Origin of the sequence: Arthrobacter ipis (assembly GCF_014694315.1) — a bacterium.
In the GTDB taxonomy this organism is placed as follows: Bacteria; Actinomycetota; Actinomycetes; order Actinomycetales; family Micrococcaceae; genus Arthrobacter; species Arthrobacter ipis.
Map to the genome: position 1 here is coordinate 222,661 of NZ_JAAOXD010000002.1, position 25,544 is coordinate 248,204.

The window sequence follows — 25,544 nt, forward strand, 5'->3', positions numbered from 1 at the left end:
ATGCCTGCTTCTACTCGGCTCTGCCCAGCGAGACCGTCAGGTCCGTCTGCGCCGCCGAGTGGTCCCTGTTCCGCGCCACCATCACGATTGCGTACGGGCTCTTGCGCAACTGCCCGCTGCCGGCCCGGGTAAAGCCGTTCGACTCGTAAAACACCTCGGCCGCCGTGAGCGCCTGGTCCGCGCCGCCGGACACCGTCAGCAGCGCGGTCCATGCTCCGGCGGTGCCGCCCGAGCCCTGCAGCCGGCCGGGCGGAACAGGAACGTCAGCCGGCCAGCCGGCGGGTAAGGACGGTACGGCGCGGGCACTGTCTCCGCCTTCACCGTCACCGCCTGAACCCCGGCGTCGGCCGCCGGCCTGAGCAGGCGCCGCGCCCGCCGTCGTACTCCCGTTTATGGAGGGCGACGGCGGGACCGGAGCCGACGGCTGCTCCGTCACCGGCGGCGGCGTTACCTGCGACGCCGGGCTGCAGCCGCCTAGCGCGGCAGTGGCGAGGACCGCCGAAGCGAGCCCCCGCCACAGAAGTAGCGAGCGGTTCATGGGAGCCGGCCGCCGACCACGGTGAGGGTCACCACGGCGACGGCACCAGGGCCGCAGCGTTGCCAGCGCCCTCGCCGTTCACCAGGAACGGCAGGTGCCAGAGGTCGTTCGGCACGATCGGATCGCCCGGCATTACGTTCTCCGGGAAGATGTACTCGAACACCGGCGCAATGTACTGCCCCGGCTGGAGCCCGTTGGCGCGGGTGGGCGCGTTCTTGAAGCACATGTCCAGCGCGGCCTGGTTGATGGTGGTGGTGGCGACGTTCACCGGGGTGGGCAGGCACAGGCTGCGCACCCCCACCCGGACGGTCCGGTCCGGCTGGCTCAACAGTCCGTTCGGCGCCTTGGTGGCACGCAGCCGGGCCCGCTGCGGCTGGGCCCCAGTGTTCTGCGTGGTGATGCCGCCGGTGGGGCCGCTGATCGGAACGCCGTTCTCGCCGGTCATCTCAAACGGCGTGATCCAGCGGTTGCGTACCGAGCCGTCGGTGTTGCGGTCCTCGTAGTAGATGTCGACGGCGGTCTTGACGTCCGTGGTCTCGGCCTCGAGGAACATCCGGTCCTGGGTTTCCTGGGCTGCGCCGTTGACTGCCGTCGCCAACGGATCCGCGGTGCCGACGCCGAACTCGCCAATGGCCAGGTAGCTGGGCTGGGTGCCGGGCTGGGTGTAGATGCCCAGGTTGGCCTCCACGGTGTGTGCCGAGATGTAGTCCTCGGTGCCGTGGATTAGGGTGCCCGAGTAGTCCACGGTGTCCCCCACCTCGAACGGCGCCTGCTGCGACGCGTCCTGGCCCGTCGTCGGAAGTCCGGTGAAGGCCGGCATCACATACTGCGAGCAGTACTTCTGGCCGGCCGCGGGTGCGCTGAGTTCGCCGCTGGCCGGCAGGGCAACGCCGGCGATGCTGAAGTTGCGGCAGCCCGGGGCGAGCGGCCGGTTCTTCTGGGGGCAGAGCGGATCGTCCTTCACGCTGGGATCCGTGCGCGGGACGCACATGGGGTAGCCGGTGCCGGCGTGGATTGTGGGATTGTCCTGGTCCACACTGAAGCGGTTGTCGGGCGACTGTCCGCTGCTGAACCGGCCGGTGTCCGCCCCGGCGCTGTCATGCAGGCCGGCAATCTTGGGGTCGTTCAGCTGCACAGTGACGGTGCCGCCGGCCGCGTTGGCGATTTTCAGGGCACCATTCGCGTAGTCGATCCCCGTGATTACGCCGCGGCCGGTGTTGGCCGACTGCTGCGAGACGAAGGCCAGGCCGGCGATGTGCTTCGTTCCGACGGTGTTGCCCACGGCCCTCAGTTCCAGGCCGTCGATGCCCAGTGGTGCACTGCCGCCGGTGCCGTGCACGAAGTCGGCCCAGCTCAGCGTGTTGGCCGGCATCTGGACGATGAGGTTGCAGGGGATGGTGATGACGACGCCGTTGACGGTGACGGTGCCGCCGAAATCAGCCGGGTCCGCCGTGGGGCAGGCCGCGCCGTCCACGGTGGCGTTGCGGGCAAGGCCGGTGTCGTCGAAGCCGTGCAGCTGCGCCGCGGGGACGGAGAAGGCAGGGGTGGCCAGCGTGGGAACCACCCATGGGGAGACGATCCCCTTGGGCGGCTTGGCTGTTCCGCCACCGCCGCCCTTGGCCAGGGCCGTGCCCACGCCGCCGGTGGCGATCAGGCCGGCGGCGGCGCAGAGAATAGTAACTTTTCGAAGCGTGCTGGGCCGAACGTTGGTGGTCCTCATGGCTGGTCCTTTCGGAGGTGCCGTTGTTCCTGGGCGGAACTGTTCCTGGGCGGAACTGTTCCTGGATGGGGCGTGCAGGAGCGGGTTTCCTGCGCTCATGAGGGTGCGTCGCAATGCGGTGATGACATGCTCTGGCGCGTGGACCGCACGTGGTGCGGGCCGACGTCGGACGTTGTGTTTGCCGGGGCAGCAAAGGCAACATTTGGTTGCCGAAGCCAACCATCTTCCTGGACGCTTGGAAAAACCCTGCGCCGGACTTCGCCGCTTCCCCCAGCTGGGTGGTGGTCCACCCACTAGCCTGAGGGCCCCAAGAATTTCCCAACTGGGCGGCCCTACGTTGCTGCCATTCGAGCCAACCGTTGTGGTGGGCAACCAATTCAGGGGAGGAACGCCATGGACAACCATGGGCTATTCACGGAGCGGCCACGGTCTCAAGCGGCGCCGTCGGCATGGGTCATCGGCACCATTCTGCTGGGCATCCTGGCCGCGCTGGCACCGCTGCTGTTTTCATCGGGTCCGGCCACCGCGAAGGTGAGCGCCGCCGTTACCTACGTGCCGCAGACCCGCACGTACTACATCGCGGCGAACGAGGTTGAGTGGAACTACGCTCCCTCGGGCAAGAACCAGATCACCGGCGAACCCTTCGACGAGGACGCCTCGGTGTTCACCAAACAGGGGCCGGACCGGATCGGCAGCACGTACATCAAGTCCCTCTACCAGGCCTACACCGACACAACGTTCAAGACGCTTAAGAAGCGGACCCCCGCCGAGGAGCACCTGGGCTACCAGGGCCCGGTGATCCGCGGCGTCGTCGGGGACACCATCAAGGTGGTCTTCAAGAACAACCTGGACCGGCCGGCGTCGGTCCACGTCCACGGCGTGTTCTACGACAAGAGCAGCGAGGGCGCCCCCTACGCGGACGGCACGTCCGGCGCTGCGAAGAACGACGACGGCGTGGCCCCCGGTGCCACGTACACCTACAGCTACGAGGTACCCGAGCGCGCCGGCCCGGGACCCATGGACGGCAGCTCCGTGATGTGGATGTACCACTCCCACACCGACGAGGTGGCCGACGACTACTCGGGACTCGTGGGACCCATGGTGATCACCAAGGCCAGCGCGGCCCGCGCGGACGGCACCCCGAACGACGTCGACCGCGAGTTCTTCCTGCAGTTCAAGGTCAGCGATGAGAACGCCAGCCCCTACCTGGAGCGCAACATCGCCAAGTTCACGGGCAAGCCGGCCACCGTGAACGTTGATGACGAGGAGTTCGGCGAGAGCAACCTCATGCACTCCATCAACGGCTACGTCTACGGCAACGAACCGGTGGAAGCCCTGACCATGAAGAAGGGCGAGCGGGTGCGCTGGTACCTGATGGGAATGGGCACGGAAGTGGATCTGCACACGCCGCACTGGCACGGCAACACGGTGACGGCGCTAGGCATGCGCACCGACGTGGTCAACCTCCTGCCGGCCAGCATGGTGGTGGCGGACATGGTCCCGGACGACGTGGGAACCTGGCTCTTCCACTGCCACGTCAACGACCACATCAGCGCCGGCATGATCACCCGATACCGGGTCCTCAACGCCGACGGCACCGAGGGCGGGGTGACCCAGGCGGCTCCTGACCACACCGCGACCCATTAGCCTCCTTTCCCTCCCGGCCCAACTGACTCGCAATTAATGTCGTTTTGAACGCCCATAACGACAACAACTGCGAGTCAGTTGGGCTTTGGCGTGTACCCGCACCGAGATGGTTCCCCGGAAGTGAGGTAGCAGGCCGATAAGGTTACTGTCGATTAGGAAGTCGCGGTTCGATATGGAAGCAGTGGAAACTGAATGGATTTCAGGCAAATCATTGAGACCGCCGGGCAGTACCTCGACTTCGCGGGAGTGGCCGTCATGGTCATCGGCGCCGTCATTTCGGTGCCCTTGGCGGCGCGGGGACGGAACTTTCCCCGGAGCGTTGACAGGCGGAAAGGCATATCCGTGTACCGGCAGTACCGGCAGCTTCTGGGCCGGTCCATACTCCTTGGCCTCGAGCTCCTGGTCGCTGCCGACATCATCCGCACGGTGGCTGTGACACCAACTTTCGAGAGCGTGGGGGTCCTGGCCGTGATTGTCCTGATACGCACCTTCCTGAGCTTTTCGTTGGAGCTGGAGATCACTGGGAGATGGCCCTGGCAGAAAGAGCCTTCCAGCGCATCTGCCGTCAGCGGAAGCGCTTGAGGAAGCCCTGGGCCCTATTCCTTCTTCTTGTGGAACAATCGAATAGCCCTTCGAAAGGAGCCCTCCACCCATGCGGCAGCCGGACCAGGGACGACGGGTACCCTTCGGCCACCGGTCGCCTGCGGGGTGGGCCCGGGTACTGCGGGGCTCCCCCGCCACCCTCACCTTCGTTGTCCTCTTCTGGGCCGCCGGCGCTTTGTCCGCCAGCATCCGCTCCGGGCCGCCGCCGTTCCTTCTGCCCCACGTTGCTGTCACCTCGCGTTCGGTGCCGGACCACTGGTGGGCCCTGTTGCTCTCCGCCTTCTGGGAGCGGGACCTGGCCGGGTACGTCGTGGGCACACTCGTGGTGCTTCTTGCCGGGCTGCCGCTGGAGCGACGTCTGGGATCCCTGAAATTCACGTTGGCCGCGATCGGCGGTCACGTGCTGGGCATCGTCGCAACGCTGGGGTTTCTCGCGGCCGCCCGCGGCCTGATGGGGAGCTGGATCCGCGACCTGAGCGGGCACTTCTTTGTGGGGCCGAGCGCACTGGCCTGCGCGGCCGCGATGGCTGCCACGGCTTCTCTCACCACCCTGTGGCGGCGCCGGATCCGAGTGGTTCTCCTCGCCGTGCTGCTGCTGTTTGCGATGTACGCCGGCGGCTTCGAGGACCTGGTCCGGCTCGGGGCGGCGGCGGCGGGAGGGCTGCTCGGCCCGGTGCTGCAGGGCCGCCGGCCGCGCTTCGGCAGGCCCGCCGTCTCCCGGCACGAGGCCCGGATCCTCGTGGCACTGCTCCTCACGGTAGCTGCAGTCGGACCCGTGGTGGCAGGACTGGCGCCGCACGCCGTCGGACCTCTCTCTGTGCTGAAGTTCCTGTTCACCAACATCCAGCCGGTGGACCCCGCGGCGCTGCAGGCGTCCTGCTCCCGCCAGGCCGATCTCAGGGACTGCGCCGCCGCTCAGCTGCAGCTGCGGGCCGGGGCGGGCGGAATCTTCATGGCCATCCTGCCGTCGTTCCTGCTGCTCCTCTTCGCTGACGGCCTGCGGCGGGGGCGGCGGTTCGCGTGGGCGGGCGCGCTCTCCATCCAGGCCTCGCTGTCCCTGCTGGCGGCCGTCACCATCGCCGGCGTGCTGCTGCCGCCGCCTCCGGGTTCAGCCGCCCGCGAGGGTGTGGGCGGGATCGAGCTGCAGGGCTACTCGCACCCGCTCAGCCTGGTGCTGCCGATGCTCCTGCCCGTCTTCCTGGCAGTGCTCCTGCTGGCCGGCCGGAACCTGTTCCCGGTGAGGGCTCCGCGCGGAACGTACCTGCGGCTGGCGCGCCGCGTGCTGGTTGCCCTGGTTCTGCTGAGCCTCGCCTATGTGGGCCTGGGCCTGGCTTTGGCGGACGGTTTCACTCCCGTGCCCGGCCTGCCTCAGCTTCTGGCCGACGTCCCGGACAGGTTCCTGCCCCTCGGCTTCCTGGTGGACCGCTCACCGGCGTTCTTCCCCGAAAGCACCGCCGCCGTCGTCCTTTACGAAAGCATCGGCGTCGTGTTCTGGGCGTGGACCGGAACACTGCTGCTCCGCACGTTCCTGCGTCCGGCCCACGGCCGGCACAGCGCGGACGAGGAGCGGGCCCGGCGCATCCTCAAGTCGCACGGCGGCGGCTCGCTCTCCTGGATGACCACGTGGAGCGGGAACAGCTACTGGTTCGCCGGGTCGAGCTTTATCGCATACCGCGTGCTCGGCGGGGTGGCCGTGGCGCTCGGGCCGCCCGTTGGTCCGCCGGCCGGCCGGGAAGCCGCGTTCACGGAGTTCGCCCGTCACTGCCAGTTCAACGGGTGGACGCCGTGCTTCTACTTCGTGCCCGACGAGCTCCGCGGCATGGCCGAATCGCTGGGCTGGGGCTCGGTGCAGGTGGCGCAGGAAACCGTGCTGCGGCTGGACGAGGTGTCCTTCCGCGGCAAAAAGTTCCAGGACATCCGCACCGCGCTGAACCGGGCGGCGAAGGCGGGCATCCGCGCCGAGTGGACCACGTTTGCCCAGGCGCCTCTTGCTGTCCAGGCGCAGATCGAGGCCATTTCCGAGGAATGGGTGGCGGACAGGAAGGTCCCGGAGATGGGCTTCACGCTGGGCAGCCTGGACGAGCTGGACGACCCCGAGGTCCGCTGCCTGCTGGCGATCGACGCCGACCACACCGTGCACGCGGTGGCGTCGTGGCTGCCGGTGTACCGCAACGGATACGTGGTGGGCTGGACGCTCGACTTCATGCGGCGGCGCGGTGACGGCTTCCGGGCGAGCATCGACTTCCTTATCGCGTCGGCCGCGCTGAGCCTGCAGGACGAGGGCTGCGAATTCATGAGCCTGTCCGGTGCGCCGCTGGCGCGGGTGCCTGCTTCGTCCGTTGCCGCCTCAGCCGACGCAAACCGCGCCCTGGACCGGATGCTCGACTGGCTCGGCGCAGCCCTGGAACCGGTGTACGGGTTCAGGTCCCTGCTGGCGTTCAAGGCGAAGTTCAAGCCGGACTACGAGCCCATGTACCTGCTGTATCCGGACGCGGCTGCCCTGCCCGCGATCGCCAACGCCATCACCCGCGCATACCTGCCGTCGATCAACCTGGGCCAGGGCCTCACCCTGGTGCGCGGCCTCCTCACCCTCCGCTGACCGAACTCACCCAACTCGGTAGCAGCTGAGGGCGTTCCCAGCGCTGGGAACGCCCTCAGCTGCTACTTACTTGGGCTCACGGGCGCTACTTGAGCCTGAAGCCCGTGTGCCGTTCCAGCGCGTCGAGCAGCTCCGCCTGGAACGCCTTGTCCTTCACGGCCGGATGGGGTTCCCGGCGCTGCTGATGGAACCAGTACCCTCCGGACACGTGGCCGTCAGCAGACTCCCGGGTGGCCAGCCACACCTGCGTGACGTGCCCCAGCTCCAGGTCATCGGGCGCGCTGCGGCCGCCCATCCGGGTGGGTACCCAGCCCGGATCGACCGTGTTGCTTTCGACGTCGGGCCAACGGTTGGCCACCGCGGCCGCGAGCGCCGTGACATATAGCTTGCTGTCCGAGTAGGCTGCCGGCCGCGTGGCCGCGTTGGTCCAGTCGACGCCCCGAAGGTGAGCCGAGCCGGACCGGTGCATGCCGCTGCTGATGTACACAATGCGCCGCGGCCGGGCCATGAGCGCGGTCAGAACGTACGGCGCGACGGTGTTCACGGCAAAGACCTGGTTGCCGCTGTACACGCCGGCGTTATGGATGACGGCATCGAACGGGCCAAACTGGTCGGCCTGTTCCGCCACACCTGCCGTCTCGGTCAGGCGGGCCAGATCTCCGACGACGGTCCCCACAGCCTGGTCCCTGACCCCGCCGGCACTTGCCAGGCGCGACTCGTCCCTGGCATGCAGCACCACTTCGTGGCCCTGCTGAAGCAGCGCCCGGGCAGCATTCAGGCCGAGTCCCCCGGCAGAACCGGTGATGAATATTCTCGCCACTCTTTCACAGTAGCCGGGACACCCCGGCGCCTGGCAGGCACTGACAGGGCCTCCCTCGGCAGCCACAGTCTCAGTAGGGTGGATATGTACCAATCCCGTGCTGTCCGCCACAGTCGGGAAGAGACTTGGGGTCCCCGTGGTTACCCCTTACAGCAGGGTCTGCCTCACGCCACGGCGATGGGGTTTAGTAGATGAAAGAAACGGCCGATCCCTTTCATCTGCGGCCCGTTCCACCACACCGACAAACAGGAGAACTATGCCTACCGTCAACGCTTACGCCGCGCCCTCCGCTTCCGAGGACCTCATCCCCACCACCATCGAACGCCGTGAAGTGGGTCCGCGCGACGTCCTCATCGAAATCAAGTACGCCGGCATCTGCCACTCCGACATCCACACCGTCCGCGGCGACTGGGGCCCGCAGCAGTACCCGCTGGCACCCGGCCACGAAATCGCCGGCTTCGTCACCGAGGTGGGCTCCGAGGTGACCCGCCACAAGGTTGGCGACCGGGTGGGCGTCGGCTGCATGGTCAACTCCTGCAGGGAGTGCGCCAACTGCCTGGCCGGCGAGGAGCAGTACTGCCTCAAAGGAAATGTCGGCACGTACGGCGCCGTGGACCGCGACGGCACCATCACCCAGGGCGGCTACTCCACCCACGTTGTGGTCACCGAGGACTTCGTTGTCACCATCCCTGAGGGCATCGAGCTCGACGTCGCCGCTCCCCTTTTGTGCGCCGGCATCACCACCTATTCCCCCTTGCGCCACTGGGGCGCCGGCCCCGGCAAGAAGGTCGCCATCGTCGGCCTCGGCGGCCTTGGCCACATGGCCGTCAAGCTGGCGCACGCCATGGGCGCCGAAGTCACCGTGCTGTCCCAGTCCCTCAAGAAGCAGGAAGACGGTCTGCGCCTGGGCGCGGACCATTACTACGCCACGAGCGACGCCGGCACCTTCGAGACCCTCGCCGGCAGCTTCGACCTGATCATCAACACGGTCAGCGCCTCGATTGACATCAGCTCCTACCTGCAGCTGCTGTCCCTCGACGGCACGCTGGTCAACGTCGGTGCCCCGGCCGAGCCGCTCCCGGTCAACGCGTTTGCGCTGATCGGCGGACGCCGCGCCTTCGCCGGTTCCATGATCGGCGGCATCCGCGAAACCCAGGAGATGCTCGACTTCTGTGCCGAACACGGCATCGGCGCCGAGATCGAGGTCATTCCGGCCAGCAAGATCAACGAAGCCTACGAGCGCGTCCTCGCCTCGGACGTGCGCTACCGCTTCGTGATTGACACCGCCACCTTCTAAGGCGATTAACGCCCGACGGCGGGCCGGTCCCTAAAGGGGCCGGCCCGCCGTCGTCCGTTCCACCCCGGGGCAGCGGACAGACGACACCAATTACGAAACTTTCAGGAACATACGTGACCCAAGACCTCTCCGGCTCCGAAACCCCGACTCTAACCCCACGCACTAACTCAGCCACCCGCTCCGGCGCATCCAGTGCGCCGGTCCCCGCCGCCAGGATCCCGCGGGCAGGCCTGCTCATCCTGGCCATGGCCGGCTTCACCGCCGTCACCACCGAACTCCTGCCGTCCGGGCTGCTCCCCCAGATCAGCAGCGAGCTGGGCGTGGAGGAATCGGCCGTCGGCTCGCTGACCGCTGCCTACGCCGCCGTCATCGTCATCACGGCACTCCCCCTGTCGAGGTTCCTCGGTGCGCGGATGCCACGCAAGACCCTGCTGATCGTGACGGTGCTTGCCTTCGCGCTGAGCAACGTGCTGCTGTCCGCCAGCCCCAACCTGAGCCTGGCCATTGCCGCCAGGCTCCTCGGCGGCGTGGCCCACGGCCTGCTCTGGTCCAGCATGGCCCCTTATGTTGCACGGATCGTGCCGGCGCATTCTGTGGGCAAGGCCATGGCTATTGTGTTCAGCGGCAACAGCTTCGCCCTCGCGGTCGGTGCACCGCTCGGCACGTTGATGGGGTCCGTGTTGTCCTGGCGCGCCTCTTTCCTTGTGCTGGCCGGTGTCGCAGCGCTTCTGGCTTTGCTGGCCATTCGTTTGCTGCCTCCGGCTTCCGACGCTGACCGGGACTCGGCGCCGTCAATGCGCGCAGCCATGGCGCTGCCCGGGGTCATCGCCGTCGCGACCGCCTGGCCGCTGCTGCTCCTGGGCCACTTCGCCTTGTTCACCTACATCGCACCGTTCATCCTGGCCGCGGGCCTGCCCATCACCGCCACCGGCATCTCGCTGTCCGTCATCGGCGTCGCCAGCCTCGTGGGGATCTGGATCGCCGGCCTCACGGCGGACGCGCGTCCCCGGGGCGCCGTGCTGACCGGGGTGGCGCTACTCCTGGCGAGCTTCACCCTCCTGCCCGCGCTCGGCGGCACGTGGACCGGGGCGCTCACGCTCCTGACCCTCTGGGGCATCACCTTCGGGGCGACCGGCATCTACAACCAGGCAGCAATCCTTCGCGCGGGCGGTGAGCATAAGGATGCCGCCAACGGACTTGCCGTGGTGACCATCCAGCTGGGCATCGCCGTCGGTGCGGCATACGGTGCCCTGGCCCTGAACACGGTCGGCGCGCTGATGGTGCCACTCGCGGCGGCAGTTCCGCTGGCGGTGGCCCTGGTAATCATCTTCGCCAGCCGCCACCGCGGGTACCCGGCCGGTCCCCGCGAGGTTCGTCTGTCCCGTTCACCCAAGTAACTCGCAGTTGGGCCCCCGGTCAAACTCCTGCGCAGATCCTGTGGCTAAAGTGCCCCCTTCTTGAGTCTGGTGCTGCACGATCCTGTCACAGCATCGTGTGGCGTCAACGAGGAGGTCCCATGGATTCGGTGCGGCGGAGCAGCCGGCTGGAAACGGAAGCTGTAGGCGCCTTCTGGCGGTGGTGGTCCGTAGCGGGAGCCGGCCTGATCACGGCAGCCGTCATGAGCGGCGTTTACGGCGACCTCCCGGAAATCATCGGCGCCATGGTGATGGCAATACACCCGGAGCTCAACTGGGAGACCGGCCCGGGCGCCCGTTCGCGGCACCGGCTCTGCGTCACGGGCGGTGGCGACCCCCGGCTGCGGGTCCTGGCCGAGCGGTGGCGGCGGGCGGCTCCTGCGCCCACTGAGAGCTGGGAATTCGCCGCAGCCAGGGAGTCACAACCCCGCATGGTCACGGGCACCCTCGAGGGCCTGGCGCAACCGGTGGACCTGGGGCTGGCCCGGATTGCGGTGGACTGGGACAACCGAAGCGCCCTGGCCGAACTGACGGTTTACCACCCGGCTTTCAAGGCAATGAGCACCAAAGACTGCCGCCAGGCGGGACGCCTGCTGGTGGACTGGCTGATCGGCGAGGACGATGTCCAGCGATGGGTCGGCGTCATCAACGTGGCCCGGGCCGATCCCCGCGACAGCCAGCCAGCCGCCGTCGTGCCTGAATTTTTTCAGGCGGTGGCCGCCCGGAACTCGAATCCCCGCTGGACGATGCGGGAGGCCAAAACGTCCTCGGGACATCGTGTGATTGTCTGCGCCCTGAGGCCCTTGCGATGGATTGACCACCCGCTACTGGACCTGCACACGGCTGTCCGGATCAGCTACCGGCGGACCGGGAATGACGGACTGCCGGACGATGGCCTGCCGGACGGGGAGGCACTGCTCGGACTGCTCCACCTCGAAAAGGACCTGGACGCGGTGCTCGGGCCCCGCGGCACGCTCGTGTGCTCAGAAACGTCCAACGGACTCCGCGTCCTGCACTACTACAGCGACTCCGAGGACCAGAACGGACGGGACAGCTTCGACGGGTTCGCCCGGGCCCGACAAGAAGTCCAGGTGGCCCACACCCGCGATCCGGGGTGGACCCGGGTACGGAAGTTTATCTAGGGCATTGAACGGCAGCCGGACCCGGGTTCTGGGGGGAATGCTCGCGGTTCCGGCTGCCGTGCCCCGCGGCCTTCGACTTGGCGCGCTCTGCCGTGGGGACACGTTGATTTTGGGCGCCTGGACTTGGAAAAAGGATGGACAACGTGCCGGTTTCCGCGCCTCGGGCCACCCGATCTAGGGGTTGTATTCAAGCGCAAACTCCCACTTCTCTTTTGGCCGGGGCCGGACGATAATTAAATCGATCACCGGAGCTGGGCCGGCGGCGGTGTCGCCTGTCTGAGACCAAGGCGGCCCCCCCAGCCGCCGCCGTCCCTTAATTTCAGCCGCCGCCCATTCAGCCGCCTCCCTTCAAAGTCCGCCGTCCTCGACAGTCGCGATGGCGCGTCCTATGGTGAGGAAATGAGCGATGTTCCAGCCGACGATGCTCCGGCGGCTGACAAGGACAAAAGCACCAGGGACGGCCTCGCCGACGCATTCTCTCCCGTCGTCGCGCCTGAAAATACCGACGAGGAACGCCTCAAGGAGCCCGAGTCCGACCAAGCGGCGGACGAGCGCAAAGCAGCGGACTGATGAGCGAGGTTGTAGACCGCCTGGTGGCGGCGCTGAATGCCCACGACCTCGAGGCGGCCGCCGCACTGTTCCATCATGACTACCGCAGCAGCCAACCTGCCCACCCGGGCAGGGCCTTCGTTGGCCGCGCGCAGATGCATGCGAACTGGCAGGCAATATTCGCCGGGATTCCCGACATCCACACGGAGCTGCTTGGTTCAGTCGATGACGGGAACACCACCTGGAGCGAATGGGACTGGACCGGAAACCGCGCAGACGGGCAGCGGTTCCGTGCCCGTGGAGTGATCATCTTCGAAATCACCGAAGGCCTCATAACGGCGGGCCGGCTCTACATGGAGGAACTCGAAAACGACGAGGAAGGCATCGAGGCAGCCGTGCACTCCATGTCCGGCCGGACGCCGGACAATCCACGGGACTGACCTGCGCGGGTTTCGACGGGCCCAATCAACGGGGACCAGGCTCAGGCGTGGGTGGGCTCCTCCACCAGCGCCGTGGCTATGCTGTCCGCATCCTCCAGCGCGGCGAGGTAGCGCTCGGCGTCGAGGGCCGCCGCGCATCCGGTACCGGCGGCAGTGATGGCCTGGCGGTAGCGGTGGTCCACGGCGTCCCCACAGGCGAACACGCCGCTCAGGTTGGTGCACGTGGTGGGCGAATCCACCTTGATGTAGCCCTCGCCGTCGAGCTCCACCTGTCCGGCCACCAGCTCGGTGCGCGGAACGTGCCCGATCGCCACGAACAGCCCGGTGGCGGGCTGCTGCCGGGTTTCGCCGCTGCGCGTGTCCGTCAGCGTGACGCCGCTGACCTTGCCGTCGCCGTGGATCGCCGTGACGGCCGAGTTCCAGGCGAACGTGATCTTCGGGTTGTCCTTGGCGCGCTGCGCCATGATCCGGGAGGCGCGCAGCTCACCCTTGCGGACGACGACGGTCACGGACTTCCCGAAGCGGGTCAGGAAGGTGGCCTCCTCCATGGCGGAATCGCCGCCGCCCACCACCATGATGTCCTGGTCGCGGAAGAAGAAACCGTCGCAGGTGGCGCACCAGGAGACGCCGTGGCCGCTGAATTTCTTCTCCTCTGCCAGCCCGAGTTCCTTGTACGCGGAGCCGGTGGCCAGGATGACAGCAGGGGCCTGGTACGTCTCGCCGGCCCCGGTGACCACGCGCTTGAGGTGGCCTTTGAGCTGAACCTGGGTGGCGTCGTCGAACAGCACCTGCGCGCCGAATTTTTCGGCCTGCTGCTGCAGGCCGTCCATGAGCTCCGGGCCCTGGACGCCCTCCGGGAAGCCCGGGAAGTTCTCCACCTCGGTGGTGTTCATCAGTGCGCCGCCGGCCGTGACCGAGCCCGCCAGGACCAGCGGCTTCAGGCCCGCCCGTGCCGCGTAGATGGCCGCGGTGTAGCCGGCCGGCCCGGACCCGATGATGATCAGCTGTTCGGTGCTGACCTTGTCAGCGTTGACCTTCACTGTGCTGGCGTCCTCGGGCTTGGCGTTCTTGCTCACTGCTGGCTCCTTCTGTTCGGGCTCATTCACGGGAAGCTGTTACTGGGCGTCGACGTGGCGGGCGGGCAGCAGCTCGGTGACCAGGGCTTCGATGCGGGTGTGGATCTCGTCGCGGATGGGGCGGACGGAGTCGACACCCTTGCCCGCGGGATCCTCCAGCACCCAGTCCTCGTAGCGCTTGCCCGGGAAGTACGGGCACTCGTCGCCGCAGCCCATGGTGATCACGACGTCGGACTCCTTGACTGCCTCGGTGGTGAGGATCTTGGGGACCTCGGTGGACATGTCGATGCCGACCTCGGCCATGGCCTTCACCGCGGCCGGGTTCACTGCCTCCGCGGGCTGCGAGCCGGCGGAACGCACCTCGATCGCGCCCTTGGACAGGCTGGTGAGGAACGCCGCCGCCATCTGGGACCGGCCGGCGTTGTGCACGCAGACGAAGAGGACGGTGGGCTTCTTGGCGGGGTCGGCGGTCATGGTGTTCTCCTAGGTTGATGGTCTGTAGGGCGGGCTTGCGGAAAGAAGCGCCTTCCGGCCCACAGCGCCGCTTACACAAGTGCAACAAGAGCAGGCAGTTCAATCAAGAGCAGGATCAAGGGCGGTGCGGCCGTGGCGGAGTCCGGTGCCGAAACCAACGGGTTCCTGTTGGGGTAGGCCGCAGGCGTCCCCAAGATCAGCGCCGGCGGCCGGGATGCCGGTGGAGCAGACGCCCGTTTCGGGCAGTTCAAGTTCGACGGCGTCCGCGGCCTCGGTGTCTCCGGCGAGGGCAGCGGCGATGGAGCGGACTTGTTCGTAGCCCGTGGCCATCAGGAAGGTGGGGGCGCGGCCGTAGGACTTCATGCCGGCAAGATAGAAATCCTTCTCCGGCTGGGCCAGGAGTTTGGCTCCGTGCGGCGGGACGGTGCCGCAGCTGTGGAAGTCCGGGTCGATGAGCGGACCCAGGGCGCGGGGCGCGTCAACCGCCGGATCGAGGTCCAGCCTCAGTTCGGAAAGCATGGTCAGGTCGGGGCGGAAGCCGGTGGCCGGAATAACCCTGTCAGCCTCCACGGCGCGGCCGTCCGCGGCTTGCACCCGCAGCGAGGTCCCATCGAGGATGTCGACGCGGTCGGTGTGGAAGCCGGTGAGTAGCTGGACGGACCGGGTGTCGACGGCGGTGCGGAGCCGGGCGTCGAGCTGTCCCCTGGCGGGCAGCTGGTCGGCGTCGCCGCCGCCGTAGGCGCGGGAAGGACTGGACGCACGGATGGCCCACAGCACCTCGGTTCCGGGGTTGGACCGGGCAAGGCGGGCAAGGTCCAGGACCATGTTCGCCGCCGAGTGGCCGGACCCGACGACGAGCGTCCGCCGGCCAGCGAAACCGTCCCGTTCGACGTCGGGCAAGGGCCCGGTGATCAGCCCTGCCGCGCGTGCCTCCGGCTCGCCCGTGGCCGGCAGACCGGAGGTGCCCAGCGGCGCCGGGGTGGTCCAGGTTCCGGAGGTGTCGACGACGGCCCGCGCCAGGAGCTCCTCCGTTCGGCCGTCTGCGGTGCTGATGCGGAGCAGGAACGGAGCCTGTTCGCGTCCGCTGCTGCGGCCTTTGTCCAGGTGTCGTCTGGTGATGGCGAGGACCCTGGTTCCGGTGCGGATTCGCCCGGTGAGTTCCGGAGTTGCAGCCAGGGGCTCGAGATAGTCGGAGACGATCTGCGCCCCGTACGGGAGTGCGGTGGGGCGGGGCGCCTCCCAGCCGCGGCGCTCCAGCAGCCGCACGGCCGCGGCGTCGAGGTTGTATCGCCACGTGGAGAACACACGGACATGGCCCCAGTTCCGGATGGCGGCACCCACCGCCGGCCCGGCCTCGAGCACGAGCGGTTCCAGGCCGCGCTCGAGCAGGTGCGCGGCGGCGGCCAGGCCCACCGGCCCGCCGCCCACCACGGCGACAGGAAGGGATTCCAGTGCTGTCATGCTGTCCTCGTTTTCGTGTGTTTGTGAGCCCTGCGCGCGGTTGTGTGGCGCCTGTCCGTCGTGTGGGCGGGCAGGCGCGTGGATGTTCTGGTGTGCGGGAGCGGTCAGCAGCAGTCCTGGCCATCCTCGCAGCACTCGTCGTCGCAGCAGCCGGTGCTCATCCCTTCACCCCCTCCCCTTTGCTAGCGGGCTTGGTCTTTGGCCAGCGGATACTCGTCGGCCGGCTCAGGCGGCGCCGGCTCAAGTGCCTCCGGTGCCGGGTACAGGGCACGCACCAGCACGAATCCCACGGCACCGCCGAGCAGCTGGGCCAGAATGAAGCCGGGCGCAGAGGCGGGGGCGATGCCCGCGAAGGTGTCCGTGATGGTCCGGGCGACGGTCACGGCAGGGTTGGCGAAGCTGGTGGAACTGGTGAACCAATAGGCCGCGGTGATGTAGCCGCCGACGGCGAAGGCCACCCGGTCCGCCCGGCCCGAGGGGACAGTGCCGAACACGATGACCAGCAGCCCGGCCGTGGCGATGACTTCGCCCAGCCAGAGCCCGGCGCCAGTCCGTTCATGGTTTGAGAATGTCACGGCGTTCAGCCCGAACATCAGGTTGGCCAGGACGGAGCCGGCCAGGCCGCCCGCGAGCTGAGCCGCGATCAGTCCCGCCGCGGTCCGGGTGTCCAGCACGCCCAGCACCCGCTCGGCCAATGTCACCACCGGATTGAACGAGGCCGAGACCGGCTGGAGCGCCACGATCAGCGCGACCAGTGCCGCGCCCGTGGCGAGGCTGTTCTGCAAAAGCTGCAGCCCGACGTCGTCCGGTGACAGCCGTGACGCCATCACGCCGGAGCCGACGACGGCCATGACCAGAAAGGCTGTCCCCGTGAACTCGGCAGCCGCGCGCCGCGCCAGCGTGCTCATTTGCTGTGGCCCCCGATCAGGGCAGCCAGACTGGCCAGGGCGTCGGTCCGCGCCCGGTAGTACACCCACACCCCGCGCTTTTCCCGCTCGAGGAGGCCGGCCGCGTGGAGGATCTTCAGGTGGTGGCTGATGGTGGGCTGCGAGAGATCGAAGGCGCCGTTCAGGTCGCAGACGCAGGCCTCGCCGCCTTCGTGCGAGGCCACCAGCGACATCAGCCGCAGCCTCACCGGGTCCGCCAGCGCCTTGAGCAGCGGCGCAATGCCCTCCGCCTCGGACGCGGACAGGGGTTCCCCGGACAGCGGCGAACAGCAGGCAACCGTCTGGACCGGGGTGAGTTCCAAATTCATAGACACACGTAAATATTTACACTCATCTATGTCTTAAGCAAGGGCCTCCCCCTGCTGGAATTACCGGCTGTCTCGCATCCATTGCTGGCTTCGCGTGCGGGGTCCACTATAGAGAGGAGCGGCAAGGCTCGCACCGGCCGGCAGCGCCCATGGCCTGACGGATCTAGGGGGCACTCATGGACAAGACCGGTTCTGTTTTTCCAAACCGTCGTGCTGTGCTGAAGGCAGCCGGGATCGGGGCGGCCGGTGTTGCCACTGCACCCCTTCTGTCCGCTTGCACCGGCGTACCCACGGTGGCTACGCCGTCGGCTTCGGCTTCCCTGCTCCCCGCCCCGCCGGGACAGATCGCACCGTTGCTGGACCGCCCGAAAGTCACCAATGCCCTGGCGCAGCTCGACGGATTGATCCGAAATGCCATGGAACAGACCGGGCTGCCGGGAGTGGCCGTGGCCGTGGTGTATCAGGACGAGGTGGTGTACTCCAAAGGCTTTGGGGTGCGGGAGGTCGGCAAACCGGAGGAGATAAGCCCGGACACGGTGTTCCAGTTGGCATCCGTGTCCAAGCCCATGGCGTCCACGGTGGTGGCAGGGGTGGTGGGGCGGCGGGTGATCGACTGGACTGACCGCGTCATCGAACACAACAAGAACTTCGCGCTCAAGGATGACTACGTCACGCGGAATGCGACCTTTGCCGATCTGTTGTCGCACCGCAGCGGACTGAGAACAGGGTCGGGCGATCTGCTGGAAGACCTCGGGTTCGATCGTGCGTACATCCTCGGGCACCTCAACCAGGAGCCCCTCGACATGTTCCGGTCCAGTTACAACTACAGCAATTTCGGCTATACGGAAGGCGGCCAGGCAGCAGCCGACGCGATGAAAATGTCGTGGGAGGATCTGGCTGACGAGATTCTGTTCCGGCCGCTGGGCATGTCCGCCAGCAGTTACCGGCACTCGGCCTACGAGAAAGCGTCAAACAGAGCAACCATTCATGTCCCGCTCGGGAACAAGGTGTGGGCAGCGAAACACCGCCGCGATGCCGATTCCGAGGCCCCGGCCGGGGGCGCGAGTTCATCGGTGCGGGACCTGGCCCAATGGCTCCGTCTGCAGCTCGGCAAAGGCAGTTACGAGGGCAAGCCCGTCATTGATGCAGCCGCCCTCCAAACAACGCACGTTCCCCATTCGGTTTCCGGACCGGCGTCGGCACCGGCCGCCCGCTCCCGTTTCTATGGGCTGGGCTGGAACGTCTCCTACGATGATCAGGCCCGCCTCCAAGTTGGACACTCCGGGGCATTCAACCTCGGCGCAGCCACCGCCGTCTCAATGCTTCCGGGTGAACAACTGGCCATCGTGGCCCTGACCAACGGAAGACCGCAGGGAATTCCTGAAGCAATCACAGCCGGGTTCCTGGATACGGCGCAGCACGGATCCCCGACGGTGGACTGGCTCATCTTCACCGCGGGCATCTTCAAACAAATTGATGAGTCCGAGAAACCCAAGGTGGATTACACCAAGGCTCCGTCTGATGCTTCTCCCGCCAAGGCAAACAGTGCCTACACAGGCACTTACGGGAACTCCTACTACGGCCCGCTTGTGGTCCTTGAGCAGGGCGGCAAACTGGCCATGAGAATGGGACCCTCCGGCAGTCCCACCACATTCCCGCTCACGCACTTTGACGGAGACACCTTCAGCTTCGAATCCATCGGGGAGAACGCCAACGGCCTGGCCGGTGCACTGTTTGCGTCACCAGCCCGCGGCACCGCGCCAAGCGTCACCCTGGACTTCTACGACAGGACCGGGCTGGGGACATTCAAGCGGACGTCCGAGGGTTAGAAGCGGGAACTCCCAGCGCACCTGCCGGCGTGGCCGGTCCTGGGTGGCCGGCCCTGCCGCCCCTCGCCACCGCTCGAGTTTCGTGCAACGATGCGGCATGACCAGCAGCACCGGCGCCAACCCATGGCCGTCCAAAGCGGGATCAACACCCGGCAATGTCGTCCTGCTCGGGGACTCGATCTTCGACAACAAGGCGTACGTCAACGGCGGGCCCGACGTCGTCGAGCAGTTGCGCGGCGAGCTCCCGGCCGGCTGGCACGCAACGCTGCTGGCGGTGGACGGCGACGTAATCGCCGGAGTCCGCCGCCAACTCATTGCCCTTCCCGACGACGCCACCCACCTTGTGGTCAGCGCCGGCGGCAACGATGCTCTCGGCTTCGCCCACCTGCTCGAAGCACCCGCCCGCTCAGTGGCGGAAGCCCTGGATATGTTCGCCGACGCCCAGGAGCGCTTCGCCGCGGACTATGAACTGATGGCCGACGCGGTCTCATCGACGGGGCTGCCCGCGGCGCTGTGCACCATCTACGACACGCCCTCCTCCGGGCCCTTCTACCGGATGATCAGGACCGCCCTCACGGTCTTCAACGACTCCATCACCAGGGCCGCGTTCTCCCGCGGCATCAGCCTGTTGGACCTCCGGCTGGTCTGCAACGACGACGGCGACTACGCGAACGCGATTGAACCCTCCGTCCAAGGAGGCGCCAAAATGGCGCGGGCCATCACCGCACTGCTGGATGGGAAACGCCAGGTGCCGCGGTCAACGGTCGTCGGCGGCACCTGACTTCATGCGGCTGTGCGGCACCTCAACCTCCCGAGGCATGGAGTTTTTGTCCACTTGTCACGACTTCGAGCGGAGGGGCGCCGTCGAGTTCCGGACCACCAGCCGGGGCGTACTGGTCACGTCCGCGATGGGGGCGCCGGGATCGTTGAGCCGCTCGAGGGCTACACGTCCGGCAGTCGTTCCCAGCTCCACGGCATGAAGGTCCACCGATGTCAGGTCGATCCCGTGGAGCCGGGCCGTCCGTGAATCGTCGTAGCCCACGAGCGACAGGTCCCCGGGGATCGCCAGTCCCATCGCATACGCGGCTTCGCGGACACCCAGCGCGAACTGGTCGTTGTGCGTGAACACGGCCGTCGGACGGTCCGGCCCGGCCAGCAGCTCCGCCGCTGCACTCTCCGCGGCCTCCTGCGTGAAGTCACCGGCCGCCACGGTCTGCGGGATCACGCCCGCATCCCGCATCATCTTTTCGTAAGTTTCCCGGCGGACAGTATGGCCCTCAAAGGACGGCCCGGCCATGTGCGCGATCCGCGTGTGCCCCAGCCCGAGGAGGTGTTCGACGGCGGCCCTCGCCCCGGCGCGGTCGTCAGGGTACACACTGTCCACGCCCTCCACGCGGCGGGTGACACTCACCACCGGGATAATCTGCGCCAGTTCACGGACCCGCTCATCGGGATCCAGCAGCGCCGCGGCGATGATGATCCCCACCCGTGCCTCAACGAGTGAATCCATCGCGCCCTGGTCCACGCCGCCGATGGAGCGCGAGACGCTGAGGATGAGCCGGTTGCCCGCCTGCGGCAGCGCCAGCCGCACGCCGTTGAGGACATCGGAGTACACCTCGTTCCGGAGGTCCAAGAGGTAAAGCCCGACGGCGGTCCGGGACTTGCTGGCCAGGGCGGCGGCTGCCGCATTGTGCCGGTATCCCAGGCGCTTGGCGGCGTCGAAGATCGCCTGCCTGGTCTCCGGGCTGACGCCGGCAGCGTCGCGGAAGGCGAAGGAGACCAGCGTGCGGGAGACTCCGACTTCCCGCGCAACATCAGCCTGGGTGGCTGGGCGGTGCTGCCGCTCGATGCTCATACGGCCATCCTCCCACGGCGGGAAATCGCAGAAATTCAGTCATTTGTAAGTTTGACCTTACATTTAAGCCTTTCGCGCGTTAGTGTTGGGTGTGACAGCGGGCACATGTCCCGCAAAATTGAGACAAGGGAGTCCTTATGTCTGCAACCCAAGCCCAGCGCGACGGCGCGCATACGCCCTCGCTGCCGCCGCTCACGAACGGCCCGCACCGCAAGCGCCTCGGCATGGTGGCCACGGTGGCGACCTTCGGCGGCCTGCTGTTCGGCTACGACACGGGTGTCATCAACGGCGCACTGCGGCCCATGACCGCCGATCTCGGCCTCACCCCGATCACCGAGGGAATCGTGACCAGCTCCCTGCTGTTCGGCGCTGCCGCCGGCGCCATCGGCGGCGGCCGGCTCTCCGACAGCTGGGGCCGCCGGAAGACCATCATCCTGCTGGCCATCCTGTTCCTCGTCGGCGCGCTGTCCTGCGTGTTCGCGCCCAACTTCGAGGTCATGGTGATCGGCCGCGTCATCCTCGGCCTCGCCGTCGGCGGCGCCTCCTCAGTGGTCCCCGTATACCTGGCGGAACTCGCACCCTACGAGATCCGCGGCTCGCTTGCCGGCCGCAACGAACTCATGATCGTCATCGGCCAGCTCGCCGCATTCGCTGTGAACGCCGTCATCGGCAACCTCTGGAGCGAATTTGGCGGCGTCTGGCGCATCATGCTCGCGGTAGCCGCGGTGCCCGCCGTTGCCCTCTTCCTCGGCATGCTCCGGATGCCCGAATCCCCGCGCTGGCTCATCTCCCAAGGCCGCAACCAGGACGCCCTGGCCGTGCTCAAGACCATCCGTTCCTCCGACCGCGCCGAAGCCGAGATGGCCGACGTCAAGCACCTCGCCGACGAGGAAAAGGAAATGAACCTCTCCGGCTGGGGCGCACTGAAAAACAAGTGGATCCTTCGCATCCTGCTCGTTGGCATCGGCCTGGGCGTGGCCCAGCAGCTGACCGGCATCAACTCGATCATGTACTACGGCCAGTCCGTGCTGGTTGAGGCCGGCTTCGACTCCCGCGCCGCCCTCGTCGCCAACATCGCTCCCGGCGTCATCGCCGTCGTCGGTGGCGTCATTGCGCTCACCATGATGCAGCGCGTCAACCGGCGCACCACCCTGCTGCTCGGCTTCACCCTGACCACCATCTGCCACTTCCTGATCGGCATCGCCTCCATCGCACTGCCCGTCGGCAACCCGGCGCGACCCTTCGTGATCCTCTTTCTGGTGGTTGCCTTCGTCGGCTCCATGCAGACGTTCCTCAACATCGCCGTCTGGGTGATGCTCTCGGAGATCTTCCCGCTCCACATCCGCGGCTTCGCGATCGGCGTGTCCATCTTCTGCCTCTGGATCGCCAACGCCTTCCTGGGCCTGTTCTTCCCCACCCTGGTGGCATCAGTCGGCATCACCGGCACGTTCTTCATGTTCGGCATAGTGGGCATCCTGGCTCTGATCTTCATCTACACCCAGGTGCCGGAAACCCGCGGCCGCACACTGGAAGCACTCGAGGAGGACGTCACCACCGGCGCCATTTACCTGGTGCACAAGACCCCGGCGACGGCGGCGCACTAACAGCCCTGATCACTGCACAGGCCCCGCCGCTGGATTCACCCGAATCCGGCGGGCGGGGCTTCTGCGTTCCCGGTATCTACTTGTCCGCGGGCTGGAACAGCTCTACGACATTGCCGGCCGGATCCTCCAGCAGGATCTGCTGGCCGCCCGGCCCTCTGACAATATCGTTCCGGAACGGAACGCCCGCGGCCCGCAACCTATCCACTTCCGCGGCAATATCGCCCACGACGAGATGGATCCGGTTCCATCCGCCCGGTGCCGGGACCGCGCCGTCGGGCATTGGCCTGCCCGCCGAGCTGGTGGGCCCGCTCAGCAGCAGACGCAACTGGCCGCGGACGGCGTCGGCAAACGCGGGTGCGGCGTTCATCCTTACGGTGAAGCCGAGGTGCTTCGTGTAAAAGCCGACGGCGGCGTCGACGTCGTCCACCATGTACCGGACGCTGACAAAGTCCTTTGTGCTATCAAAGTCCTCAGGGTTGCTGGACATTTCCCTTCTCCTCTTTAGATGGCCACCGGTTCTTTATGTGGACCCGCGGATCAGACGTGCTGATCGACGATGACCGGGTTGCCGTCGGGGTCCACCACGATGAAGCTGCCCGGCCCGGCTCCGTCGCCGGCCTCGGCAACGAAGGGAATACCCTGGTCCTTCAGCTGGCGCTGGAGATCCCGCACGTCGGTGAAGGAGTCGAGCTGCTGCGCATCCTGGTTCCAGCCCGGGTTGAAGGTCAGGGAGTTCTTTTCAAACATGCCCTGGAAGAGTCCGAGCACCGTCTGCCCGTTCCGCAGGATCAGCCAGTTCTGGTCAATGTCGCCCCCGGACCTGGTGAATCCCAGCTTCTCGTAGAACGCCGCGGAGGCCGCGACGTCCTTGACGGCCAAGCTGAGTGAGAACGCGCCGAGTTGCATGTGCTGCTCCAGCCTCCGGAACTCTCCGGGCCATGAATTTCACCGACACTAACTGCGGGCTGACGTACCTGCCCCAAACAGCACTATTCCAGAGCCCTCTGACAAAAACCCGCCCCCGGCACAAATTCACGGGACCGCACTTCTGCCGCCGCCAGGAGTTCAGGCTGATCACGACCCGGTGGCGCTCCTGCTGGCGCTGCTGTTTCTCTCCATCTCGATGGGCTGAGGCCAGCGGCCGGTGAAGCTGCTAAAAAGCCTCGGTGTGCTCCAGCTCCGGCAGGACAACCAGCGGATCCCCTGCAAAGTGCAGCCTGCGCGAAGACTGCCCGTCAATCCAGGCGAACACCACCGAGCCGTCAAGGGGCAAGCGCTCGATAATGCCGGATCGGGCAGCATTCCAGATCTCCAGCTCCGCCCCCGGTGTCAGCGTTCCCCACGCTGCCGGGAGGTCGGCGTCGTGATCATTGCCAGCGTTCGCGTCCATGCACCAATAGAACCAGCTGCTCGTGAACACTCCGTGAACGTGGCCCGCTTGACACGCCCCTGAATCCGCCGCAGCCCAGCTGGCGCGCGGCCCGTACGCGTGGGACCATGCCTCATGGCCAACGGCAACGCGGTCCAGGAGGCAATTGAGAAGGCGCGCGAGGAGATGCTTTTCATCGGTCCGGACCACCCCTACTATCCGCTCCTGGCAGAAATGGTCACCGCCGTGGAGGCGGCTTGGCGGCAGGGGTACGAGGCGCGGCGCGCCGGCAGGCCCAACAGCAATCCCTACAGCTGGCGCCCATGAAGTTCGGGGTTGTGCCGGGCCCGGTTAGCGAGGGGGTGCGTCCGGACCCGGCAGTTCTGACGGTTCGGGGCTGGGCTTCCGTTCCTTCAGGACACAGCCAGTATTACGGGCTGACATGGGGAAATAGTTGGGGCACCTTGGGACAATCCCCGGCAGACCCCACGCTCCCCCGTGCCGGTCCAAGGAACTCCAAAGTTCTTCCAAGGACGAAGGCCGAAACTTTAAGCAGGCCGGCGGCGGTGGCCCTTGGTCCACCCTCCGGGACCTGGCTGCCTAACCCAGTCCGCCGCCGGCCCCACGAAAAAGTGGAGGCTCAGTTGCTGTACGGTATGGCAATGGGGCATGAACAGTGAGCACGCGCAGGGCACTGGCTGACGCAAGTTTGACCGTCGCGGCGGCGCCGCCACCGCCTACCTGCTGCGGTCCGTGAACCCTGCCCTCTTCTTCGGCCCGTACCCGCTAAGCGAGATGCGGCGGAAACCGCTGCTGGCCAAGTGGTACCGCATCAATGCCCTCCGCCTCGCGGCGAGCGCGGTCGCTCTGGCAGCGATCGATCGCGCCCGGACGGCCAGCCTGATCCCGGGGAGCACGCCCGGGGGCCAGAGGCCTCCTATGTACAAGCGTGCTACCGCAGGGTAGGTTCAATACAGGAACCCTGCGACTTTCTGCAGGAACCCCTTCCGGCGTTGTGCACCGCCCGGAGGTAAAGCCGCTATAGCCTCATGGCGGCCACCCCGCACCCTGAGGAAAGAGCCTGTCATGGCCACCTCGCATTTCCAGCAGTTCCTTCACGACGCCACCTCCCCTGCTCCCGACACCGACAGTCCGCTGGGGCCAGACTGCCTTTACGGGCTCTACACAAGCTGGTGCCTGATTCACGGACTGACACCTAAGACCGATTCGTCCTTCCGCGCCGGCATGCGGCGGTGCCGTGTGAACCTCCGAGGCACCAGGCGGAAGATGAAGGGGCGGGCCGCAGCCGACTACATCCTCGCCAGCTACCCGTACGCGGGCTGACCATGTCGCTCAGATCGCCCGGCTTCCGTTCTGACGGCGCCGGGCGGGCACGGGTCCTGCCCGTGATGTGCGCGCTCTGCGGGACCGACCGCCATCTCACCATCAGGTCGGTGACGGATCTCCCGGACTGTCCCGCCGACGTCGTCATGGTGGCCTACACCTGCGGCCGGTGCCGGCGCTTCAGTGAACATCCTGCCCAGGTTGCCGACCTGTCAGCGGTCCTGGGCCGGCGGGAACAAAAGGGGGACGTCCTGATCTTCGGCGGGCACTACATGCACTGCGGACAGCCGATGGCCAGGGCAGGATCCGAACTCCGCAGGCTGTCCGCGCCGCTGTCCACCGAAGGCACCGCCGAAGACACCCTGGATGTCTACCTGTCCACCCGCGTGCTCAGATGCAGCTGCGGTTTCCAGATGGAACTGCCCGAGTAAGCGGGATCGTACATTTGAAGGACAAACCTACCCCCGGGTAACTTTGGGTGGGGCCCCATCCTATTCCCCCAATGCG

26 protein-coding genes are annotated in these 25,544 nt (G+C 67.0%); 14 read left to right on the plus strand and 12 right to left on the minus strand.

Translation table 11 applies throughout. The features are described from left to right. Positions 1–10 precede the first annotated feature (10 nt). Together G9E11_RS06500 and G9E11_RS06505 are read right to left on the minus strand one after the other, a co-directional pair. On the minus strand, positions 11–538 hold the full coding sequence (locus G9E11_RS06500) for a hypothetical protein (RefSeq protein ID WP_190604032.1): 528 nt from the start codon (positions 536–538) through the stop codon (positions 11–13). Between the two features lie 28 nt (positions 539–566). Further along, positions 567–2,258 carry a hypothetical protein gene (locus G9E11_RS06505; protein WP_190604034.1) on the minus strand — a complete coding sequence of 564 codons (1,692 nt, stop codon included), beginning with the start codon at positions 2,256–2,258 and terminating at the stop codon, positions 567–569. Between the two features lie 393 nt (positions 2,259–2,651). Between G9E11_RS06505 and G9E11_RS06510 the strand changes: the two genes are divergently transcribed. The 3 genes from G9E11_RS06510 to G9E11_RS06520 all read left to right on the plus strand — a co-directional run bounded on the left by G9E11_RS06510 (position 2,652) and on the right by G9E11_RS06520 (position 7,107). After that, positions 2,652–3,905 carry a multicopper oxidase domain-containing protein gene (locus tag G9E11_RS06510; RefSeq protein WP_190604036.1) on the plus strand — a complete coding sequence of 418 codons (1,254 nt, stop codon included), beginning with the start codon at positions 2,652–2,654 and terminating at the stop codon, positions 3,903–3,905. Positions 3,906–4,097: 192 nt separating this feature from the next. Further along, positions 4,098–4,487: a DUF1622 domain-containing protein gene (locus G9E11_RS06515; RefSeq protein WP_190604038.1), complete on the plus strand. Its 390-nt coding sequence runs from the start codon at positions 4,098–4,100 to the stop codon at positions 4,485–4,487. Between the two features lie 70 nt (positions 4,488–4,557). Next, on the plus strand, positions 4,558–7,107 hold the full coding sequence (locus G9E11_RS06520; RefSeq protein WP_190604040.1) for a bifunctional lysylphosphatidylglycerol flippase/synthetase MprF: 2,550 nt from the start codon (positions 4,558–4,560) through the stop codon (positions 7,105–7,107). An 85-nt stretch (positions 7,108–7,192) separates the two neighbouring features. Here the strand turns inward: G9E11_RS06520 and G9E11_RS06525 are convergent, their stop codons facing one another. Next, positions 7,193–7,927, minus strand: coding sequence for an SDR family NAD(P)-dependent oxidoreductase (locus tag G9E11_RS06525; RefSeq protein WP_190604042.1), 735 nt, complete (start codon positions 7,925–7,927; stop codon positions 7,193–7,195). Between the two features lie 256 nt (positions 7,928–8,183). Between G9E11_RS06525 and G9E11_RS06530 the strand changes: the two genes are divergently transcribed. The 5 genes from G9E11_RS06530 (at position 8,184) to G9E11_RS06550 (ending at position 12,770) form a co-directional block, all read left to right on the plus strand. Beyond that, positions 8,184–9,224: an NAD(P)-dependent alcohol dehydrogenase gene (locus G9E11_RS06530; protein WP_190604044.1), complete on the plus strand. Its 1,041-nt coding sequence runs from the start codon at positions 8,184–8,186 to the stop codon at positions 9,222–9,224. Positions 9,225–9,439: 215 nt separating this feature from the next. After that, positions 9,440–10,621, plus strand: a complete 1,182-nt coding sequence (locus G9E11_RS06535; RefSeq protein WP_190604236.1) for an MFS transporter — start codon at positions 9,440–9,442, stop codon at positions 10,619–10,621. 119 nt (positions 10,622–10,740) lie between these two features. After that, entirely contained in the window at positions 10,741–11,781 is a 1,041-nt protein-coding gene (locus tag G9E11_RS06540) for a hypothetical protein (RefSeq protein ID WP_190604045.1), read from the plus strand. 399 nt (positions 11,782–12,180) lie between these two features. Then, positions 12,181–12,351: a hypothetical protein gene (locus G9E11_RS06545; protein WP_190604048.1), complete on the plus strand. Its 171-nt coding sequence runs from the start codon at positions 12,181–12,183 to the stop codon at positions 12,349–12,351. Then, on the plus strand, positions 12,351–12,770 hold the full coding sequence (locus G9E11_RS06550; RefSeq protein WP_190604050.1) for a nuclear transport factor 2 family protein: 420 nt from the start codon (positions 12,351–12,353) through the stop codon (positions 12,768–12,770). The genes G9E11_RS06545 and G9E11_RS06550 overlap by 1 nt, the downstream gene beginning before the upstream one ends. A 41-nt stretch (positions 12,771–12,811) precedes the next feature. Here the strand turns inward: G9E11_RS06550 and trxB are convergent, their stop codons facing one another. From trxB to G9E11_RS06575, 5 genes are all read right to left on the minus strand, one after another. Continuing rightward, complete coding sequence (gene trxB / locus G9E11_RS06555) at positions 12,812–13,846, minus strand: thioredoxin-disulfide reductase (protein WP_414635175.1); 1,035 nt, start codon at positions 13,844–13,846, stop codon at positions 12,812–12,814. A 39-nt stretch (positions 13,847–13,885) separates the two neighbouring features. Further along, complete coding sequence (locus tag G9E11_RS06560) at positions 13,886–14,320, minus strand: arsenate reductase ArsC (protein ID WP_190604052.1); 435 nt, start codon at positions 14,318–14,320, stop codon at positions 13,886–13,888. A 99-nt stretch (positions 14,321–14,419) separates the two neighbouring features. After that, positions 14,420–15,781 carry an FAD-dependent oxidoreductase gene (locus tag G9E11_RS06565; protein ID WP_190604053.1) on the minus strand — a complete coding sequence of 454 codons (1,362 nt, stop codon included), beginning with the start codon at positions 15,779–15,781 and terminating at the stop codon, positions 14,420–14,422. A 182-nt stretch (positions 15,782–15,963) separates the two neighbouring features. After that, a complete protein-coding gene (locus G9E11_RS06570) occupies positions 15,964–16,689 on the minus strand; it encodes an aquaporin (protein WP_190604054.1) in 726 nt (241 codons plus the stop codon). Then, on the minus strand, positions 16,686–17,036 hold the full coding sequence (locus tag G9E11_RS06575) for an ArsR/SmtB family transcription factor (RefSeq protein ID WP_190604240.1): 351 nt from the start codon (positions 17,034–17,036) through the stop codon (positions 16,686–16,688). The genes G9E11_RS06570 and G9E11_RS06575 overlap by 4 nt, the downstream gene beginning before the upstream one ends. A gap of 176 nt (positions 17,037–17,212) precedes the next feature. On the opposite strand from G9E11_RS06575, the gene G9E11_RS06580 reads away from it, so the two are divergent. Both G9E11_RS06580 and G9E11_RS06585 read left to right on the plus strand, forming a co-directional pair. Then, on the plus strand, positions 17,213–18,865 hold the full coding sequence (locus G9E11_RS06580; RefSeq protein ID WP_190604056.1) for a serine hydrolase: 1,653 nt from the start codon (positions 17,213–17,215) through the stop codon (positions 18,863–18,865). Between the two features lie 97 nt (positions 18,866–18,962). Continuing rightward, positions 18,963–19,646 (plus strand): SGNH/GDSL hydrolase family protein, encoded by a 684-nt coding sequence (locus G9E11_RS06585; protein ID WP_190604058.1) that lies wholly within the window; start codon positions 18,963–18,965, stop codon positions 19,644–19,646. Positions 19,647–19,703: 57 nt separating this feature from the next. Here G9E11_RS06585 and G9E11_RS06590 read toward each other — a convergent pair whose 3' ends face one another. Next, positions 19,704–20,720 carry a LacI family DNA-binding transcriptional regulator gene (locus G9E11_RS06590; RefSeq protein ID WP_190604060.1) on the minus strand — a complete coding sequence of 339 codons (1,017 nt, stop codon included), beginning with the start codon at positions 20,718–20,720 and terminating at the stop codon, positions 19,704–19,706. Positions 20,721–20,857: 137 nt separating this feature from the next. Between G9E11_RS06590 and G9E11_RS06595 the strand changes: the two genes are divergently transcribed. Beyond that, entirely contained in the window at positions 20,858–22,324 is a 1,467-nt protein-coding gene (locus G9E11_RS06595; protein ID WP_190604062.1) for a sugar porter family MFS transporter, read from the plus strand. A gap of 76 nt (positions 22,325–22,400) precedes the next feature. On the opposite strand, the gene G9E11_RS06600 is transcribed toward G9E11_RS06595, so the two are convergent. From G9E11_RS06600 to G9E11_RS06610, 3 genes are all read right to left on the minus strand, one after another. Then, positions 22,401–22,811, minus strand: coding sequence for a VOC family protein (locus G9E11_RS06600; RefSeq protein ID WP_190604063.1), 411 nt, complete (start codon positions 22,809–22,811; stop codon positions 22,401–22,403). Positions 22,812–22,861: 50 nt separating this feature from the next. Next, the gene (locus G9E11_RS06605) at positions 22,862–23,230 is read right to left on the minus strand and encodes a VOC family protein (protein ID WP_190604066.1); all 369 of its coding nucleotides are present in this window, start codon (positions 23,228–23,230) and stop codon (positions 22,862–22,864) included. A 247-nt stretch (positions 23,231–23,477) separates the two neighbouring features. Next, a complete protein-coding gene (locus tag G9E11_RS06610) occupies positions 23,478–23,714 on the minus strand; it encodes a hypothetical protein (protein ID WP_190604068.1) in 237 nt (78 codons plus the stop codon). A gap of 114 nt (positions 23,715–23,828) precedes the next feature. Between G9E11_RS06610 and G9E11_RS06615 the strand changes: the two genes are divergently transcribed. From G9E11_RS06615 to G9E11_RS06625, 3 genes are all read left to right on the plus strand, one after another. Next, positions 23,829–24,020 carry a hypothetical protein gene (locus G9E11_RS06615; protein ID WP_190604070.1) on the plus strand — a complete coding sequence of 64 codons (192 nt, stop codon included), beginning with the start codon at positions 23,829–23,831 and terminating at the stop codon, positions 24,018–24,020. A 759-nt stretch (positions 24,021–24,779) separates the two neighbouring features. After that, positions 24,780–25,037 (plus strand): hypothetical protein, encoded by a 258-nt coding sequence (locus G9E11_RS06620; protein WP_190604072.1) that lies wholly within the window; start codon positions 24,780–24,782, stop codon positions 25,035–25,037. A gap of 2 nt (positions 25,038–25,039) precedes the next feature. Next, on the plus strand, positions 25,040–25,468 hold the full coding sequence (locus G9E11_RS06625; protein ID WP_190604073.1) for a hypothetical protein: 429 nt from the start codon (positions 25,040–25,042) through the stop codon (positions 25,466–25,468). Positions 25,469–25,544: the final 76 nt, after the last annotated feature.

What these genes read in the sequence shown, in the direction of transcription:
- G9E11_RS06600 (WP_190604063.1), bottom strand. Translation starts at nt 22,811, where the DNA reads ATGTCCAGCAACCCTGAGGACTTTGATAGCACAAAGGACTTTGTCAGC.
- G9E11_RS06580 (WP_190604056.1), top strand. Translation starts at nt 17,213, where the DNA reads ATGGACAAGACCGGTTCTGTTTTTCCAAACCGTCGTGCTGTGCTGAAG.
- G9E11_RS06550 (WP_190604050.1), top strand. Translation starts at nt 12,351, where the DNA reads ATGAGCGAGGTTGTAGACCGCCTGGTGGCGGCGCTGAATGCCCACGAC.
- G9E11_RS06585 (WP_190604058.1), top strand. Translation starts at nt 18,963, where the DNA reads ATGACCAGCAGCACCGGCGCCAACCCATGGCCGTCCAAAGCGGGATCA.
- G9E11_RS06615 (WP_190604070.1), top strand. Translation starts at nt 23,829, where the DNA reads ATGGCCAACGGCAACGCGGTCCAGGAGGCAATTGAGAAGGCGCGCGAG.
- G9E11_RS06545 (WP_190604048.1), top strand. Translation starts at nt 12,181, where the DNA reads ATGAGCGATGTTCCAGCCGACGATGCTCCGGCGGCTGACAAGGACAAA.
- G9E11_RS06540 (WP_190604045.1), top strand. Translation starts at nt 10,741, where the DNA reads ATGGATTCGGTGCGGCGGAGCAGCCGGCTGGAAACGGAAGCTGTAGGC.
- G9E11_RS06570 (WP_190604054.1), bottom strand. Translation starts at nt 16,689, where the DNA reads ATGAGCACGCTGGCGCGGCGCGCGGCTGCCGAGTTCACGGGGACAGCC.
- G9E11_RS06530 (WP_190604044.1), top strand. Translation starts at nt 8,184, where the DNA reads ATGCCTACCGTCAACGCTTACGCCGCGCCCTCCGCTTCCGAGGACCTC.
- G9E11_RS06625 (WP_190604073.1), top strand. Translation starts at nt 25,040, where the DNA reads ATGTCGCTCAGATCGCCCGGCTTCCGTTCTGACGGCGCCGGGCGGGCA.
- G9E11_RS06510 (WP_190604036.1), top strand. Translation starts at nt 2,652, where the DNA reads ATGGACAACCATGGGCTATTCACGGAGCGGCCACGGTCTCAAGCGGCG.
- G9E11_RS06560 (WP_190604052.1), bottom strand. Translation starts at nt 14,320, where the DNA reads ATGACCGCCGACCCCGCCAAGAAGCCCACCGTCCTCTTCGTCTGCGTG.
- G9E11_RS06605 (WP_190604066.1), bottom strand. Translation starts at nt 23,230, where the DNA reads ATGCAACTCGGCGCGTTCTCACTCAGCTTGGCCGTCAAGGACGTCGCG.
- G9E11_RS06620 (WP_190604072.1), top strand. Translation starts at nt 24,780, where the DNA reads ATGGCCACCTCGCATTTCCAGCAGTTCCTTCACGACGCCACCTCCCCT.
- G9E11_RS06520 (WP_190604040.1), top strand. Translation starts at nt 4,558, where the DNA reads ATGCGGCAGCCGGACCAGGGACGACGGGTACCCTTCGGCCACCGGTCG.
- G9E11_RS06575 (WP_190604240.1), bottom strand. Translation starts at nt 17,036, where the DNA reads ATGAATTTGGAACTCACCCCGGTCCAGACGGTTGCCTGCTGTTCGCCG.
- G9E11_RS06515 (WP_190604038.1), top strand. Translation starts at nt 4,098, where the DNA reads ATGGATTTCAGGCAAATCATTGAGACCGCCGGGCAGTACCTCGACTTC.
- G9E11_RS06565 (WP_190604053.1), bottom strand. Translation starts at nt 15,781, where the DNA reads ATGACAGCACTGGAATCCCTTCCTGTCGCCGTGGTGGGCGGCGGGCCG.
- G9E11_RS06595 (WP_190604062.1), top strand. Translation starts at nt 20,858, where the DNA reads ATGTCTGCAACCCAAGCCCAGCGCGACGGCGCGCATACGCCCTCGCTG.
- G9E11_RS06505 (WP_190604034.1), bottom strand. Translation starts at nt 2,258, where the DNA reads ATGAGGACCACCAACGTTCGGCCCAGCACGCTTCGAAAAGTTACTATT.
- G9E11_RS06500 (WP_190604032.1), bottom strand. Translation starts at nt 538, where the DNA reads ATGAACCGCTCGCTACTTCTGTGGCGGGGGCTCGCTTCGGCGGTCCTC.
- G9E11_RS06610 (WP_190604068.1), bottom strand. Translation starts at nt 23,714, where the DNA reads ATGGACGCGAACGCTGGCAATGATCACGACGCCGACCTCCCGGCAGCG.
- G9E11_RS06590 (WP_190604060.1), bottom strand. Translation starts at nt 20,720, where the DNA reads ATGAGCATCGAGCGGCAGCACCGCCCAGCCACCCAGGCTGATGTTGCG.